14 protein-coding genes and 1 pseudogene are annotated in these 16,085 nt (G+C 70.6%); 6 read left to right on the top strand and 9 right to left on the bottom strand.

Translation table 11 applies throughout. The features are described 5' to 3' along the window. Positions 1-2: 2 nt before the first annotated feature. The 6 genes from ABT009_RS12265 to ABT009_RS12240 all read right to left on the bottom strand — a co-directional run bounded on the left by ABT009_RS12265 (position 3) and on the right by ABT009_RS12240 (position 6,015). Entirely contained in the window at positions 3-524 is a 522-nt protein-coding gene (locus ABT009_RS12265) for a 3-hydroxyanthranilate 3,4-dioxygenase (protein ID WP_351292411.1), read from the bottom strand. Between the two features lie 43 nt (positions 525-567). Further along, positions 568-996 (bottom strand): RidA family protein, encoded by a 429-nt coding sequence (locus ABT009_RS12260; RefSeq protein WP_351292409.1) that lies wholly within the window; start codon positions 994-996, stop codon positions 568-570. Next, on the bottom strand, positions 993-1,763 hold the full coding sequence (locus ABT009_RS12255) for a 2-keto-4-pentenoate hydratase (RefSeq protein ID WP_351292407.1): 771 nt from the start codon (positions 1,761-1,763) through the stop codon (positions 993-995). Before ABT009_RS12255 ends, ABT009_RS12260 begins: the two co-directional genes overlap by 4 nt. Positions 1,764-1,824: 61 nt before the next feature. Continuing rightward, a complete protein-coding gene (locus ABT009_RS12250) occupies positions 1,825-3,297 on the bottom strand; it encodes a 2-hydroxymuconic semialdehyde dehydrogenase (protein WP_351292405.1) in 1,473 nt (490 codons plus the stop codon). A gap of 223 nt (positions 3,298-3,520) precedes the next feature. Further along, positions 3,521-5,173, bottom strand: a complete 1,653-nt coding sequence (locus ABT009_RS12245; protein WP_351292403.1) for a thiamine pyrophosphate-binding protein — start codon at positions 5,171-5,173, stop codon at positions 3,521-3,523. Between the two features lie 2 nt (positions 5,174-5,175). Continuing rightward, a complete protein-coding gene (locus ABT009_RS12240) occupies positions 5,176-6,015 on the bottom strand; it encodes a cyclase family protein (RefSeq protein ID WP_351292401.1) in 840 nt (279 codons plus the stop codon). Positions 6,016-6,230: 215 nt separating this feature from the next. On the opposite strand from ABT009_RS12240, the gene ABT009_RS12235 reads away from it, so the two are divergent. The 5 genes from ABT009_RS12235 to ABT009_RS12215 all read left to right on the top strand — a co-directional run bounded on the left by ABT009_RS12235 (position 6,231) and on the right by ABT009_RS12215 (position 11,698). Next, on the top strand, positions 6,231-7,232 hold the full coding sequence (locus ABT009_RS12235) for a LysR substrate-binding domain-containing protein (protein WP_351292399.1): 1,002 nt from the start codon (positions 6,231-6,233) through the stop codon (positions 7,230-7,232). Between the two features lie 231 nt (positions 7,233-7,463). Continuing rightward, positions 7,464-8,954, top strand: a complete 1,491-nt coding sequence (locus ABT009_RS12230; RefSeq protein ID WP_351292397.1) for a purine-cytosine permease family protein — start codon at positions 7,464-7,466, stop codon at positions 8,952-8,954. 102 nt (positions 8,955-9,056) lie between these two features. Continuing rightward, a complete protein-coding gene (locus ABT009_RS12225) occupies positions 9,057-10,169 on the top strand; it encodes an LLM class flavin-dependent oxidoreductase (protein WP_351292395.1) in 1,113 nt (370 codons plus the stop codon). Then, positions 10,166-10,705 (top strand): flavin reductase family protein, encoded by a 540-nt coding sequence (locus tag ABT009_RS12220; protein WP_351292393.1) that lies wholly within the window; start codon positions 10,166-10,168, stop codon positions 10,703-10,705. The genes ABT009_RS12225 and ABT009_RS12220 overlap by 4 nt, the downstream gene beginning before the upstream one ends. A gap of 66 nt (positions 10,706-10,771) precedes the next feature. Continuing rightward, positions 10,772-11,698: a 2-keto-4-pentenoate hydratase gene (locus ABT009_RS12215; protein WP_351292391.1), complete on the top strand. Its 927-nt coding sequence runs from the start codon at positions 10,772-10,774 to the stop codon at positions 11,696-11,698. Positions 11,699-11,730: 32 nt separating this feature from the next. Here ABT009_RS12215 and ABT009_RS12210 read toward each other — a convergent pair. The 3 genes and pseudogenes from ABT009_RS12210 to ABT009_RS12200 form a co-directional block, all read right to left on the bottom strand. Continuing rightward, positions 11,731-12,486, bottom strand: a pseudogene (locus ABT009_RS12210) (NAD(P)/FAD-dependent oxidoreductase); the annotation flags it as partial. Between the two features lie 20 nt (positions 12,487-12,506). Then, positions 12,507-12,785: a Rieske (2Fe-2S) protein gene (locus ABT009_RS12205; protein ID WP_351292389.1), complete on the bottom strand. Its 279-nt coding sequence runs from the start codon at positions 12,783-12,785 to the stop codon at positions 12,507-12,509. Next, complete coding sequence (locus tag ABT009_RS12200) at positions 12,754-14,112, bottom strand: hypothetical protein (RefSeq protein ID WP_351292387.1); 1,359 nt, start codon at positions 14,110-14,112, stop codon at positions 12,754-12,756. The genes ABT009_RS12205 and ABT009_RS12200 overlap by 32 nt, the downstream gene beginning before the upstream one ends. Positions 14,113-14,309: 197 nt before the next feature. On the opposite strand from ABT009_RS12200, the gene ABT009_RS12195 reads away from it, so the two are divergent. Beyond that, complete coding sequence (locus ABT009_RS12195) at positions 14,310-15,887, top strand: pectate lyase family protein (protein WP_351292385.1); 1,578 nt, start codon at positions 14,310-14,312, stop codon at positions 15,885-15,887. Positions 15,888-16,085: the final 198 nt, after the last annotated feature.

Genomic DNA, 16,085 nt, shown 5'->3' with positions numbered 1-16,085 from the left:
GATCAGCCCTTCCCGGGGTGCAAGGCACCGCACTTGGGGCAGACGCGGGCCTGTTCGTTGTCGTAGAAGGCCTGGAAGACCGGCGGCAGGTCCGCCACGATGTCGCGGACCTGGAGTTCCGCTTCATGGATCAGGGCGGAGCACTCCTGGCAGTACCAGAGGAACTTCTCCAGCGTGCCCTCCTCGCGGACCCGTTCGATGACCAGCCCGATGGAGTCGGGGTCGGGCCGCTGCGGCGAGTGCGGAGTGTTGCCCGGGAGCAGCCAGGCGTGGCCTTCCTTGATGTGTACGGTGCGGGGTCCGTCTTCGGTCATGAGGTTGACGTGCATGTCGCCCTTGACCTGGTAGAACCACTCCTCGTACGGGTCGAGGTGGTAGTCGGTGCGCTGATTGGGGCCGCCGACGATCTGGACGATGAAGTCCTCGCCCAGGGACATGGTCTTGTTGTTCACCGGCGGCTTGAGCAGGTGCTCGTGCTCGGTGATCCAGCCCTGGAAGTCGATGGTCTCGGGGATGTCGGTCATGACGTCTCCTCCGTGTCGCCTGTCGCTGTCGGTGGGTAGGGAGCTATCCGTGGTGCGCGGTGCGCGGCAGATGGGCCATGGCCTGGATCTCGATGAGGAGATGGGGGTGCGGCAGTTGGTGCACGGCCACGGTGGTGCGGGTGGGGCCGCCCTCGTCGAAGAACTCGCCGTAGACCTCGTTGTATCCGCCGAAGTCGTTCATGGAGACCAGGTAGGTGGTGATCTGCACGACGTCGGACAGGTCGGCGCCGACTTCCGCGAGGATGTCCCGGATGTTCTCGATCACCGCGCGGGTCTGCGCCCGGACGTCGAGGTCGGTGGTGCCCACCTCGTCCACGTCGGCGCCGACGAAGGTGTTGTCGGGGCGGCGGGAACTCGTACCGGAGACGAAGACGAAGTCGCCGGCGACCTTGACGTGAGGGAAGCGGCCCCGCGGTGTGGCCTTGCCCGCGATGACGCGTGCGCCGCTCATGCCCGCACCCCCCGCACGCTGACGGAGCCGAGGCCCGCCACGTGGGCGGTGGTGACGCCCGGCGCGAGCGGCAGCGCCGCCGTGGCCGCGCCGGCCAGCACAACCTGCCCGGCGCGCAGCGGGATGCCGCGGCGTCGGCACATGTCCAGCAGGGCGTGCAGGGCGTTACGCGGGTCATCGAGGATGGCCGAGGTCGAGCCGACGGCCTCCTCCGCCCCGCTGACCAGCCGCACGTCGAGATCGCCGACGCCCGTCATCGGACGCCAGGGGCCGACCGCGTATCCGGCGGCGGAGGTGTTGTCCGCGACGACGTCCTCGTAAGTGAACCGGAAGTCACGGTAGCGGGAGTCGATGATCTCCAGCGCGGGGGCGACCGCGTCGACGCAGGCCTCGATGTCCGTGGCCGGGTCGGCCAGGTCGACGTCGCGGGCGAGCCGGTAGGCGACCTCGGGCTCGACCTTGGGGTGGATGAAACGGGACAGGTCGACTTCGGCGCCGTCGGTGACGGCCATCGCGTCCGTGAGCCGTCCGACGATGACGTCGGAGACGCCCATCTGCGCCATCTTGGCCTTGCTGGTGAAGCCGAGCTTGACGCCCATGACGCGCTCACCGCGTGCCTCGCGCCGGGCGAGCAGGGCTGCCTGGATCGCGTAGGCGTCGTCGATGTCGAACTCGTGCGTGTCGGCGAGGCTGGGGATGTCGGTCCGCGTGGTCTGTGCCTCGTCGAGCCGCTGGGCCAGTACGTGTGTCGTCTCCGGTGTGATCACGGGACGCTCCTTTCGGTGACGGGTGCTGCGCCCGTGGCGCGCGCCGGGGTGGGGAGTGCGGTCACAGGTGGACGCACACGTTCGTCGGCTCGGTGTAGAAGTGCAGGGACGACTCGCCGCCTTCCCGGCCGATGCCGGAGAGCCCGACGCCGCCGAAGGGGGAGCGCAGGTCACGCAGGAACCAGGTGTTGACCCAGGCCATGCCCACGTTCATCGCCTGCGCTACGCGGTGCCCGCGCCGCAGGTCACGGGTCCAGACAGAGGCGGCAAGGCCGTAGTCGGTGTCGTTGGCGAGGGCGATGGCCTCCTCCTCGGTGTCGAAGGGGATCAGCGCGGCGACCGGGCCGAAGATCTCCTCGCGCACCACGCGGTCCTTGTTGGTCAGCCCCGTCCACAGGGTCGGTTCGATCCACGACCCGCCGGCCAGCTCGGCTCCCATGTCGGGGACACCGCCGCCGGTGAGGATCTTGGCCCCGGAACGTTCGGCCAGCTCGAAGTAGCCGCGTACCTTCTCGCGGTGCTTCTGCGAGATCAGCGGCCCGGTGGTGGTGGCCTCGTCCAGTGGGCTGCCCAGCCGCAGCGTGTGGGCACGCTCGACCAGCCCGTCTGCGATGTCCGCGAACACCGACCGCTGGACGTAGACCCGCTCGGTGCACAGGCAGACCTGGCCGGTGTTGGCGAACACGGACCGGGTGAGCCCGGTGAGCGTCTCCTCCAGGTCGGCGTCGTCGAAGACGATCGCGGCGTTCTTGCCGCCGAGTTCGAAGGAGACCGGCCTGACCCGTGGGGCGACCGTCCGCATCACATGGGCGCCGGTGGCCGACGAACCCGTGAAGGTGACTCCGTCGATGCCCGGATGCGTCGTCAGGTGTTCGCCCGCCGAGCCGCCGCCGAAGCCGTGGACGACGTTGTAGAGGCCCGCCGGCAGGCCCGCGTCCGCCAGTACCTCGGCGAGCAGGGTGGCCGTGCCCGGGGTCTCCTCGCTGGGCTTGACGACCACGGCGTTGCCGCAGGCGAGGGCCGGCGCGACCTTCCAGGTCAGCAGGAGGAGCGGCAGGTTCCAGGGAACGATGACCGCCACGACGCCGAGGGGCTTGCGGACCGCGTAGTTCAGGGCGTGGTGCCCGCCGGGCAGGTCGGTGAGGAACGACTCCTGGCCGGCGGCGGCGACCACGTCGGCGAAGGTGCGGAAGTTGGCGATCGCCCGTGCCACATCGAGTTCGCGGGCGAGGCTGACGGGCTTGCCGGTGTCGGCGCTCTCCGCGGAGACGAACTCCTCGAAGCGCTCCTCGACCAGGTCGGCCGCGCGGCGCAGGACCGCGGTGCGCTCCCGTACCGGGGTGGCCGACCAAGGGCCCAGCGCGCGCCGGGCCGCCGTCATGGCACGGTCCACGAGCGTGGCGTCTGCTTCGTGGACGCTGGCGTGCACCAGCCCGGTGGCCGGGTCGATGTTGTCGAAGCTGTGGTTCTCGTCGGGCTCGATGAAACGCCCATCGACGAAGTTGCGGATCCACCGCCCTGTGTCTGCCGTCATGACGTCCACTCTGGGGGCGCAGTGTCATGCCGGACCAATGCATTCCTCGCCGCCGGTATAGCGCCTCGGGTATAGCTGGACGCTTCAGCGGCGACGCCCCTGCGGGCGCGCCGAAGCCACGGACCGGCGAAGAGCCGGTCCGTGGCTTCGGCGTGGCGGCGACAGCTTGGGAGCAGCGGGAGCCATCCCGCTGTTCCCGGCGCTTCGCGTCAGCTTGCCAACGTCAGTGGCCGAACGCCTCCCTCAGCCACCAGGACCCCTCGGTGGAGGACGTCTTGGCGTCGATGACCAGCGGGCGCCGTTCCGGGTTCTCCAGCCAGGACTTGAGCGGACCGAGATCGTCGGGAGTGCGGACGGTGAGGGCCTCGCAGCCGTATCCACGGGCGATGGCGGCGATGTCGGTGTCGGGGAAGGTGACCGTGGACAGGCCGGGGGACTCGGGGCCGAAGTGGTGGACCTCGGCGCCGTACATGGAGTCGTTGTAGACCACCATCAACAGCGGCAGACCCAGGCGGACCACGGTCTCCAGCTCCGATATGCCCATCATGAAACCGCCGTCGCCACAGGCCGCGACCGGCAGTCGGCCGGGCTGGGCGAGTGCGGCACCGATCGCGGTGGACAGGCCGAGGCCCACGGACTGGAACGCCTGGGTGAAGCAGAAGCCGTAGTGGTCGGGGACGTCCAGGTACATGCTGGGGTAGCCGAGGAAGTTGCCCGAGTCCACCGAGACGACCCGCTCGGCGGGCAGCAGCTGGTCCAGTTCGATGGTGAGGGTGCGCGGGTCGATGGCCCCGGTGCCGGGATCGGAGGGCTCGGTGGACTTGTCCCGGTAGGGGACCTGCTTCCAGGAACCTTCGGCGGCGATGCGGGCGGCGATGTCCGGGGTGCGATAGCCGGTCGCCCGCTGCTCGCCGACGGCGGCCAGCGTGTCGGCCGCCGTCTCGGCGACACCGCCCCACAGGCCGAGGTCCACCGGCCGGACGCGGCCGATCGCGGCCCGTTCCAGATCCACCTGGACCACGGTGGCGTCGTCGGCGATCAGCCGCCCGTGCCGCATCGTCCACATGTTGAGCGCGCAGCCCCAGCCCACCACCAGGTCGGCGCCGGCGATGAGTTCGGCGGCCAGCGGTGTGGAGAATCCGCCCGAGACGTCGATGCTCCACTCCTGGTCGTGGAAGAGGCCCCGGGCCACCGCCGAGGTGGCCAGCAGCGCCCCGGACCGCTCGGCCAGCGCGATCAGCGCCTCGCGGCCGCCGGACGTCCGGGCGCCGCGGCCCGCCACGAAGACCGGGCGGCGGGCGGAGCGCAGCAGCCGGGCGAACTCGGCGACGTCGGCAGCGGCGGGGCGCGGGTCGCCCACGGCCGGCCGCGGCACTGCTCGGGCGCCCTCGGGGAGGGGCTCGTCCTGGACGTCGATGGGCACGTTGAGTACGACGGTGCGGCGTTCCCGGGCGCACAGCTCGTAGGCCCGGGTGACGTCGTCGAGGGCGGTGCGGGGGGAGCGCACCCGCAGGGCGACTGCGCCCAGTCCCTGGGCGATGCCTTGCTGGTCGATGAAGAAGTTGGACGTCGGCTCGGTGGCCTCCGCGGTGAGCACGAGCAGGGGGGTACGGCTCTTGGCGGCCTCGGCGATCCCGGTGAGGGAGTTGGTGTACCCGCAGCCCTGGTGCAGGGAGAGGACGGCGACCTCGTCGCTCATCCGGGCGTAGGCGTCGGCCATCACGGAGGCGCCGCCCTCGTTGCGTGCGGCGACGAAGCGAGCGCCGGCCTGTATCAGCGCGTCGGTGAAGTGGAAGTTGCCGCTGCCGACCACTCCGAACACGGTGCGGACGCCGAGGTCGTGGAGTGTGCGGCCGATGGCTTCGCGTACCAGCATGGTCAGTTCTCTCCGTTCTGGGAAGCGGGGGTGCTTGCGGCCGCGTCGGGACCGCCGCCGACGAGGGCGAGCACCCGGGCCGGGCTGCCGGAGCCGCCGACGATCCTGAGCGGCGCGACGATCAGTACGGCGCCGACCGGCGGCAGTTGGGCCAGGTTCTGGAGTTGGGTGACGCCGTACTTGCCGCGTCCCAGCAGATGGGAGTGGGCGGGGAAGGGCGGGTCGAAGCGGAAGGCCTGCCCGGCGTCGGTGCCGACGGTCTCCACGCCCAGGCCCGTGACGGGTGCCTCTTCGGCCAGCCAGCGGGCGCAGTCGGGATGGATGCCCGGGGTATGCGGGCCTTCGGCGTCGGCGTTCAGGAAGAGGTCCTGGTCGTGCGAGCGGGCGTCCCAGCCGGTGCGGTAGAGCAGCCAGCCGCCGTCCGGCAGCGGGCCGTTGCTCGCCTGCCAGTCCACGATGTCCTCGACGGTGAGCAGGTAGTCCGGGTTCGCGGCGCACTCGGCGCTCTTGTCGATGACCACCGCGGGGGCCACGAGCTTGCCGGCCGGGACGCTCCCGACGTCCTCGCCGTCCCGTCCGGTCTCCCAGTGCAGCGGAGCGTCGAAGTGGGTGCCGACGTGCTCGCCGGTGTGGATGCCGTTCTGCAGGGAGATCTCGTTCGGCATGTCGTAGTGGGCGAGTTGCTCCAGCCGGAAACGCGGGATGGGGACCATTCCGTCCGGCAGCGGCAGGACGGGGGTCGCGGCGGACAGCGGGGCGGTCAAATCGATCACCCGCAGCGATCCGTCGGCGAACGCGGTCAGGACATCGGCCGGCAGCGGGGCAGCGGAGAGGAAGGTCATGGCGTCCATCCTTGAACAGGGCGGTACGGGCTGACCATTGCCCATCCCGCTGCAGCTATGTTCTCTTGGTCATACCGCCACGCCGGGGCGGTATGACCTCCTCCGACGGCCGCGGCCACCGCCTCGGCCCGGCACCATCTTCGCTGCGCCCGCGTCCACGCTGCCTGTTGCTCTCTCCGGGCGGTGCGGCACCGAACTGGAAGTGTGTGAACCGGATGACCCCTCCGAAGAAGACGCCTGCGCCGACCCTGGTCCCGCCGCGCAAACGGATCGACTGGCTGCTGGACGGACGGTTCAAACTCCGGCACCTCACCCTGGTCTCCGCCATCGCGGAACAGGGCTCGTTGGTGGGCGCCGCGCAGGCGCTGCACGTCACCCAGCCCGTGGTCACCCGGGGCCTGCGGGAGGCCGAGGACGTGCTGGGCGTACGGCTCTTCGACCGGGGCCCGCGCGGCGTACAGCCCACCGTCTACGGGGAACTCGTCCTCGAGCACGCCCGCACCATCCTGGGCAACCTGCGCACCGTCGGTGAGCACATCGAGGAGATCCAGCGGGTCGGCGACCGGCCCGTGCGGGTCGGCACCAACCTGGCCGGCGCCTACCACCTGCTGCCCCGGGCGGTGGTCCGGCTCAAGGAGGAGCGCCCCAGGACGATGGTCACGGTGATCGAGGACGTACCGGACGAACTGGTTAAACAACTGCGCAGGAACGAGGTGGACCTGCTGGTGGGCCGACTCGCCCCCGAGGAGTCCAGCACCGGGCTGCGGCAACTGCGGTTGTACGACGAGCCGGTCCGCATCGTGGTGCGCCGCGGTCATCCGGCGCTCGACCTGCCGATGCCGACCCTGGACGCGCTGACCGGATACCCCTGGATCCTGCCGAACCGCCCCGCGCTGCTCAGGGACGAGCTGGACGAACTGTTCGCCGAGCGGGGCCTGGAGCCGCCGGAGAACCTGATCGAGTGCGTCACCCTCCTCACCATCAGGGCCATCCTGACCGCCACCGACGCGGTGGCGCCCCTGCCCGCGCTCATCGCCGCCGGCGACGACGCGCTGGACGTCCTGCCGATCGTGCTCGGTTCGGTGCCCCGGAGCATCGGGATCACCTGGCGCGCCGACCAGCGGCTGAGCGAGAGCGCCTTGCGGCTGGTGGGGATGCTCCGGGCGGTCGCCAAGGAGATCACGGCAGAGATGCCTGAGCGCTCCCGCCAGCTCTGAGCCCGACGGGCTCGCCCGGCTCAGGGGCTATGCCCAACCGGCTATACCCGGTACGCCATAGGCATTGGTCCGGTGTGTCCGGCGCTGCCACGATGACCGGCAATTCATCAGTCCGCCTGTCCCGGCCGTCAACGACGCCGGTACTCCGGCCGTGTCCCCGCCGCCGGAGGTGGAGCGGGCGGTCCGTCCCCCGGTGCCGACTCGGGGCGTCCGGGAAGACAGGAGCCGTTCATGCAGGAAACTGTTCCGTCCACAAGCAGTTCCCCGGCCGCCCGGCCCGCGGCCGGGCGCGCCCCAGACCTACGGTCCCGCATCGAGGACAACGCGCTGGTCCCGGTCCCCGCCGACCAGCGCAAGAGCGGTTGGTCGCTGCTCTTCAACACGTCCGGCGTCGGCACCACCCTGGTCATCCTGGGCATCGGCGGGGGAGTCAGCTACACCGCGGGCACCCGCTGGGGCCTGGCCGTCGGGGTGATCGCCGCGGTCTTCGGCGCCGGGCTCGGCTGGGCGATCGGGCACGTCTGCCAGGTCGCCGGCACCTCCTCCACAGTGACCAGCCGCTTCTACGGGCTGGGCGCCCGGGGCTCCGCCCTGGCCTCGGTCGTCTTCGCGTTCATGGTGCTGGGCTTCCTCGCCCTGGAGAACGCGCTCCTCTACTACGGCACGCTGCTGATGTTCGGCTGGAGCCCCACCGACCTCAACGCCATCTGCATCTACGGCGTTTTCACCGTGGTCTGGATCGTCCTGACCACCTTCGGTCTGAACCTGGTGCAGCGCACCTCCGCGGTCCTGACCGTACTCTCGGTCGTCCTCATCCTGGCGGTCACGGCGATAGCCATCAGCAAGTCGTCCGTCGGCCTCGGCGACATCTGGAGCTACACCCCGCAGCACGCCTCCCCGGACAACGTCACGGCGGCGCTGGCCGCGATCGGCGGGATCGCCGGCGCGCTGGCGCTCACCGGGGCCGACTTCGGCCGCTACGCCCGCACCAGCAAGGACGTCGGGGTCATGGCGATCGGCGGTTCCATCGTGGTCAACCTGGTCGTGGTGATCATCGGAACGCTGATCTTCATGGCCGGTGACTCGGTCGTCGCAGCCTGGCTCGAGGACCCCGCGAACGCCGGAGCGGCCGCCGCCCAGGCCGGCGACACCACCGCGCAGAAGCTCGCCTTCATGAGCCACTCCAACGTGGGCGGCTACTTCATCGTGCTGGCCGGGGTGCTGGGCTTCGTGGTGATGTACGCGGCGCAGGCCAAGGCCCAGGTGATCAACACCTATTCCGGGTCGCTGGCGCTGAGCAACCTGTCCGACGCCGTCACCCGGCGCAGCCCGGGGCGGTTCTGGATGGTGGTCGCGGGCAATGTGATCGGCCTGCTCGCCATCAAGGGCGACATCCTCGACCTGATCAACAGCTGGCTCGGGGTGCTCGGCATCCTCACCACCTCGCTCTGCACCCTGGTGATCACCGACTTCTTCTGGGTGCGGCGCCGCCGTCCGGCCCCCGCCGACCGGGTCGAGAACTTCAACTGGGCGGGGATCCTCGCCATGTTGGCGGCCTCCACCGTCGCCTACACGCTCACCAAGACGGGTGTGACCCACCTCGGATTCCTCGTCGCCCTGGTCCTGACTGGGCTTCTCTACCCGCTACTGCGGGCCGTGCTTCCGGAAGGGCGCTTCGGCGGCTGGGCCCCGGCGGTAGCCGCCCTGGACAACAAGGACTGACCGCAAGCCCGCCACCCTCCAGTTCGTCGCCGTCTGCCGGTCCGGCACCCACCACCTCGATCACGCCTCCCTGGCCCTTTCGATCCCGAAGGAGTTCCTCTCATGAACCGCCCCCTCCTCACGGACACCGGCTTCAAGCTCGGTCTGTTCTCCGCCAACTGCTCCAGCGGCATGGCCGTCACCAAGGCGCCCGGACGCTGGTCGGCGAGCTGGGCGGACAACGTCCGTATGGCGCAGATCGCCGACTCCGTCGGAATCGACTTCCTGCTGCCCATCGCCCGTTTCATCGGCTACAAGGGGACCACCAACTTCCACGAGGGCGTGCTTGAACCGGTTGCCTGGGCGGCCGGACTGCTCGCGAAGACCGAGCGGATCACCGTGTTCTCCACCGTGCACACAGCCTTCAACCACCCCGTGGTGACGGCCAAGCAGCTCGCCACCGTCGACCACATCGGCGGCGGACGGGCCGGCATCAACATCGTCGCCGGCTGGAACAAGCCGGAGTACGACGCGCTCGGCACCTCGCTGCCCATCGGCCACGACGACCGCTATGCCCAGGCCCAGGAGTGGTGGGAGGTCATCGAGAAGCTCTGGACGGTGGACGGCTCCTTCGACCACGAAGGGAAGTTCTACCAGCTCAAGGGCGCCGAAGCGCTGCCCAAGCCCGTCGCCGGACGGCTCCCGGTGCTCAACGCGGGCTCCTCGGGGCAGGGGCGGGGCTACGCGGCCCGTAACGCCGACTACGGCTTCACCGTCGTAGACGGCCCTGAGGACGGCGCGGAGATCGTCTCCAAGATGAAGCGGCAGGCCAGGGAGGAGTTCGAGCGGGACATGGGCGTGTTCACGATGAGCCATGTGGTGTGCCGGGAGACCGAGAAGGAGGCCCGGGACTTCCTGCGCTGGTACGGCGAGGAGGAGGCCGACTGGGACGCGGTGGACAACATCATGCACCTGATGGGCGCGCACGCCCAGTCGTTCACCCCCGAGATGCTGACCACCTACCGCAAGCGCTTCGCCGCCGGACACGGCTCGGTACCGCTGGTCGGTACCCCGGACCAGATCGCCGCGCGGATCAAGGAGTTCCACGACGCGGGCTTCGCCGGGCTCACTCTGGCCTTCTTCAACTACGCAGACGAGCTGCCGTACTTCGCCAAGACCGTGCTGCCCCGGCTCGCCGAGATGGGCATCCGCAAGCCGCAGCAGGAACTGGTATGAGCGGGATCGCGTCCATGACCCGGAGCGTTCGCCGACCCGGCACCACGGCCACCGAGTACCCCGTGGTGGACGGCGCCGCCCTGCGCCACGCGGCCGGTGCCTTCGCCACCGGTGTCTGCGTGGTCACCACGGAAGACCCGGTGACCACGGCACCGCACGGTATGACGGTGAATGCCTTCACCTCGCTCACCCTGGACCCGCCGACCGTGTTGGTCTGTCTGAACCGGGGGAGCACCACCCACGGCCTGGTGACCAGGGCCGGGCGGTTCGCGCTGAACGTCCTCCAGGCCGAACAGGAGGCGCTGGCGCAGCGGTTCGCGAGCCGTGACACGGACAAGTTCACCGGCGTCGACTGGCACTCCGGCGCCCTGGGCGTGCCGCTGCTGGACGGCACCCTGGCCGCGCTGGAGTGCGAGGTGGAAACGACGTACGAGGTGCACACGCACACCGTCGTCATCGCCTCGGTGCACAGCGCCATGGTCGCCGAGGGCGCGCCGCTCCTGTTCCACCGGGGACGGCTCGGCACCCCGCGCTGACCCCCAAGTGGTGCCCCCGGCGCGGAGCCGGGGGCACCGTCCGAAGAGATCGAGACGAGCAGCAGCATGCAGCAGATCAGGAACCAGACCCGGGTGACGGCCACGGACGGCGTGCTCGAGGCCGCGGCCCAGCTCTCCGCCGCGGCACGCCTCGGCCACCCCTGCGCCTCGGTCGCCGGGCTGATCGGCGCCGACGACCTGGAGGCGGGGTACGCGGTGCAGTCACTGCTGCTCGCGGAACGCCGGGACGCCGGAGCCCGCTCCATCGGGCGCACCCTGCGGACCGGTCCGACCGGTCCGACCGGGCACGATGGGCTCACCGCTCCGGGAGGACCAGTCGGGCACGTCTTCGGCGCCCTGCTGGACGACATGGTGCACACCGACACCGACACCCTGGTCCGCGATGCCTTCCTCGCTCCCCGTATCACCGCAGCGGTGGCGTTCGTCCTCACCGACGACCTGCCCGGACCGGCGACCACCGTGATCGACGTGCTGCGGGCCACCGCGTTCCTGCTGCCGGCCCTGGAGATCACCGACTCTCGGATCGCGCCGGCCGCTTCAGGCCGACCGACCCCCGCCCTCGCCGAACTGGCCGCCGACAACGCCGGTGCGGCGGCCGTGGTCCTCGGCACCACTCCGTACGGGCTCACCGGCCGGGACTTGACCGAGGTGGCGCTGTCCCTGGACCGCGACGGCACCCCGCTGGCCTCCGGCATCGGTGCCACCGCGTTCGGCTCCCCAGTGCGGGCGGTGACCTGGCTGGCCCGCGAGTGCGCCCGGCACGGACGCCCGCTCGCGGCCGGTGATGTCGTCCTCTCCGGTGCGCTCACGCCGTCCGTCGCATTCGACGTCCCCGGCCGCTACCGTGCCGAACTGCCAGGCCTGGGCCACACCGAGGTCCGGCTGCTCGGCCGCTCGCGGCCGGCAGGCTCGGTGCGCCGCGCCAGTGTGCCGTCCGCACTGCGCAGGCGTGCCGAGTCGCCTGCGGCGTAGATGGCGGGGTTCGACGTCTGCTGCCAGGCATTGACGATGATCCCGCCGTCGGTGTGCACACCTGCGGACCGGGCGAGGTCCGTCTCGGGCACGCCGCCGACTGCGGTGAGGACGCTGTCGGCGGTCAGAGCAAGGCCGGTGGACAGGGCGATCGTGTGGTGGTGTGCCGTTCGTGTGATGCCGACGACATGGCCGGTGATGGTGCGCACGCCTGCTTGTTCGTGCAGTTGATGCAGGCGTGCGGCGAGGTCGTGGCCGAGGGCGGGGACGAGGGGGATGGGGACGGGGTCGACCAGTGTGACATCCAGGCCCAGGCGGCGGGCGGAGGAGGCGACTTCGGCGCCGATGAGGCCGGCGCGGATGATTGCGAGGTGGCGGCCCGGTACCAGGTCCTGGCTGAGGCGCTGGGCGTCGGTGAGACTGCGCAGGCGGTGGATTCCCGGCAGGTCTCCGCCTGGCACGTCGAGCACTCGCGGGCGACTTCCGGTGGCCAGGAGTACACGGTCGGCACGCAGCTCGCGGCCCGATGCGAGCACGACCCGCCCTGTGTGGCGGTCGAGGCGCGCCACTGTTCCGGCGACGACCTGGACATGGTGGTCGTCGTACCAGTGCGCCGGGCTGAGCAGCAGGTCCTGCTCCTGCGTTTCGCCCAGGAGAAACCCTTTGCTCAAGGGGGGACGGTCGTAGGGGAGGGGGGAGGGGTCGACGAGGGTGAGGAGCCCGTCGTAGCCGGAATCCCTGAGGGAGCGTGCGGCGCTGAAGCCGGCGAGCCCGCCGCCGACGATCACTATGGATACGGGCGTTTCGATCACGGGGCGTCCGCCGTCACGGTGGGGTAGAGGTACACGTCGCCGTCGCGTACCTCGACGCGGTGCGTGGTCGTGCTGCGGGTGGCGGGCAGGCAGAGTGGCTTGCCGGTGAGTAGGCAGAACTTCGACCACGCTCTTGGAAGCGTCGACCTTCTGGTGAGCAGTCCGGACTTCACGTAGAAATCGGCGACCTGCTGGAACTCGCCTCCTGCGGCGCCGCGCAGGCTGACGCGGTGCCCCGGCTGGTCACAGCCGGGCCCAGCTCGGCGGATTGGCACGGGCCGCCCGCACCGCCTTGGCGGTCGGTCTGCCGCAGTTCTCCGGCACCTGTTCCAGCGGCACGCCGAGCTGCTCGGCCCATGTCCTGCGCCAGCTCGCCCGCCGGTTCGCGCGCGCCTGCCGGGCTCGTACGGACCGCGCCGCGCGCCGCGCGACTTCGGCGCGGGCAGCCTCCTCGCTTCGCAGCCAGGGTGGTGGTGCGGCGAGGAGGTTGCTCACGTGCTGGGGGTGCCACCACCGCTCCCTGCGGCGCGGGCGCAGGGCGGCGGCGACGTCGACCGGGAGGCCGAACAGCTCGGCGACCGCCTCGTCGGTGAGGCGTGTCGCTTCCTGGGCCGACGCGAGCACGGCACGCTCCTCCGCGGTCCGGGCCCGGTGCGCCGCATCCGCCGCCTCTGCGGCCGCTGCTGCCGCACGGGCCTGAGCCAGCCACGCCGGGGGCGCGGCAAGCAACTCCTCCAGCTCGGCCCGCGCCATGCAGCCGCCGACCATGTCGATCCGGCCCACGAACACGACCCCGTCGACGCCGCTGCGCCGCTCGATCTGAGGAGGCCAGGCGAGTTCGGCGCACGCCTCGCGAGCCTGCGGCAGCACCCCATCGAGCAGTGCCGAGCGCTCCTCGAGGCGCAGCCGACATTCCTCTACCACGGCCGCCAGGGCGCCGACCGCCTCGTCCGCGGTGAACCTCCGCAGAAATTCTGGGCTCTGCGGCAGGTGCGCCGCCAGCGCGGCGGCGTAGCGCACCAGGGCGACGGGCGAGCCGTGTGCGGTCTGCTCGCGCACGGCAGCCAGTTCGTGGCGGGCCTGCTCGGCGCGCTCCTTGTTCCTTGCGCGCGTGACGGCCGCCTTGCGGGCCGCCTCCGCGCGGCCCACCGCGGTCACGACCTCCCGAAGCACCCGGTCTGCGGTGACATGGTCGGCGAGGCCGTCGACATCGGCCGCCCGGTAGTAGCGCACGGTCAGCACCCTGCCGTACTTGCGCACCTGCTCCTCGGCCACCGGCGCAAGTCCCGTCTGCGCCACGACCCGGCGCCACCGTGCGGCCGAGATGCCCAGGCGACGGGCCGCCTCCGACGCGTTCAACCGGTGCTCGCACGCCAGGCGCGCCCGGAACGCGTCCAGGTCCGCTGCCGCCCTCGCCACCTCCTCCGGGTCGAACCGGCGGTCATCGTCGCGCTCCAACAAGCCTGCCGCGGCCGCGAGTTCGATCTCCCACACCGCCAGCCCGAGCGCCGCGCGTACCCGCTCCCGACCCCAGCGCGCCGCACCGCGGTTCCCGCGGTGCGAACCGTCGTCGTCTGTCGTTTGCCCCCGCCCCTGGTTCATGACGCGAACGCTACGGGGCGCCACTGACAGTGAGCGGCGGTTCGGGGGGAGAGGGGTCCTTGGGCAGAGTCTCCGGCGCTGTTCGGAGCAGACCGGCGAAATTGCCTGCGACGGGTCGGCAACCTCGGCGTCCCCCGGGGCGACTACGGCCTGAAGCGGCAAGACCCGGAATTCAACGACGAATTGGGGAGACGCGGATGAGAAGACCAGTCGCACTGAGGCTGTATGCGGCGCTGGCCGCGATGGGCCTGGCGGCCGTGACCGGCGCCGTTCTGACGATGCCCGAGGCTTCGGCGGCCACCGGCAGCGCCACCGGCTACGCGACCCAGAACGGCGGGACCACCGGAGGTGCGGGCGGGGAAACCGTGCGGGCCACCACGGGAACGGAGATACACGCGGCGCTGTGCGGTCGGGCCAGCAGCAGCACTCCGATCACCATCGAGGTCGAGGGGACCATCAACCACGGCAACACCAGCAAGGTCTCGGGTGACAGCTGCAACACGGCCGACGATGTGATCGAGCTCAAGCAGATCAGCAACGTCACGCTCGTCGGAGTCGGCAGCGGCGCCGTCTTCGACCAGCTGGGCATCCACATCCGCGAGGCAAGCAACATCATCATCCAGAACGTGACGGTCCGGAACGTCAAGAAGTCGGGCTCGCCCACGTCCAACGGCGGTGACGCCATCGGCATGGAAAGCGACGTCCGCAACGTCTGGGTCGATCACACGACCCTGGAGGCGTCGGGCGGGGAGTCGGAGGGGTACGACGGCCTCTTCGACATGAAGGACAACACCCAGTATGTGACCCTGTCCTACAGCACTCTGCGCAACTCCGGCCGCGGTGGCCTCGTCGGATCCAGCGAGAGCGACCTGACGAACAGCTTCATCACGTACCACCACAACCTGTACGAGAACATCGACTCCCGTGCGCCGCTTCTGCGGGGCGGCACGGCCCACATCTACAACAACCACTACGTGAGCCTCAACGAGTCCGGCATCAACTCCCGAGCCGGAGCCAGAGCCAAGGTGGACAACAACTACTTCGAGGACTCCAAGGACGTCCTGGGCACCTTCTACACCGACGCGGCCGGCTACTGGCAGGTCAGCGGCAACATCTTCGACAACGTGACGTGGTCCAGCCCCAGTAGCGAGTACAACCCGGCCGGCCCCGACCCGGAGTCCAACACCTCGGTCAGCATCCCCTACTCCTACAGCCTCGACGACGCCGGTTGCGTGCCCGACGTCGTGAGCCGGACGGCAGGCGCCGGCACGGGTCTGCAGGTGTCGGACGGCAACTGCTCGCCGCAGACGCCGACGCCCACCGCTACCTCGACGCCCACCGCGACGCCGACCGCTACCTCGACACCCACCTCGACGCCGACCGCCACCGCGACATCGACCCAGCCCAGCGGGACCAACCTCAGCATCGGAGCCGGCTCCGACGGCTCCAGCAAGGCCGACGGGACGAGCTACGGCAATGTGCGGGACGGTGACATGAGCACCTACTGGTCGCCGGCCGGCTCGACCGGTTCCGTCTCGGTCAAGTGGGGCTCCGCCACCTCCGTGTCCAGGATCAACATCCGGGAGGCGTCGGGTTCCGAAGGCACCATCGGATCCTGGCAGGTCGTCAACGCCGACACCGGCGCCGTCCTGACTTCCGGCAGCGGGGCAGGCGTCATCACCTTCCCCCAGACCTCACTGAACAAGATCACCTTCAAGATCACCGGCTCGACCGGCACACCACGGGTCGCCGAGTTCGAGACCTACGCCGAGTAGCAGCACGACCCCGCTGCCCGTACGGGCAGCAGCGACGCACACGGCAACGGCGACTTCACCGCCACTCGCAGCCGATCGCCCGAACCGGGGGCCGTCAGACGCGACGGCCTCCGGCCCCGCACCGTCAGAACCCGGGGACGGGACCACGCCCCGTGGAGTGTCGTACCGACCCCGCGACACCGAAGTCAGTAGCAACGA

The organism is Streptomyces sp. NPDC002896, assembly GCF_040295225.1.
Taxonomy (GTDB): Bacteria; Actinomycetota; Actinomycetes; order Streptomycetales; family Streptomycetaceae; genus Streptomyces.
The sequence above is the reverse complement of the archived record's forward strand: the minus strand, read 5'-3'. Positions and strand labels throughout refer to the sequence as shown.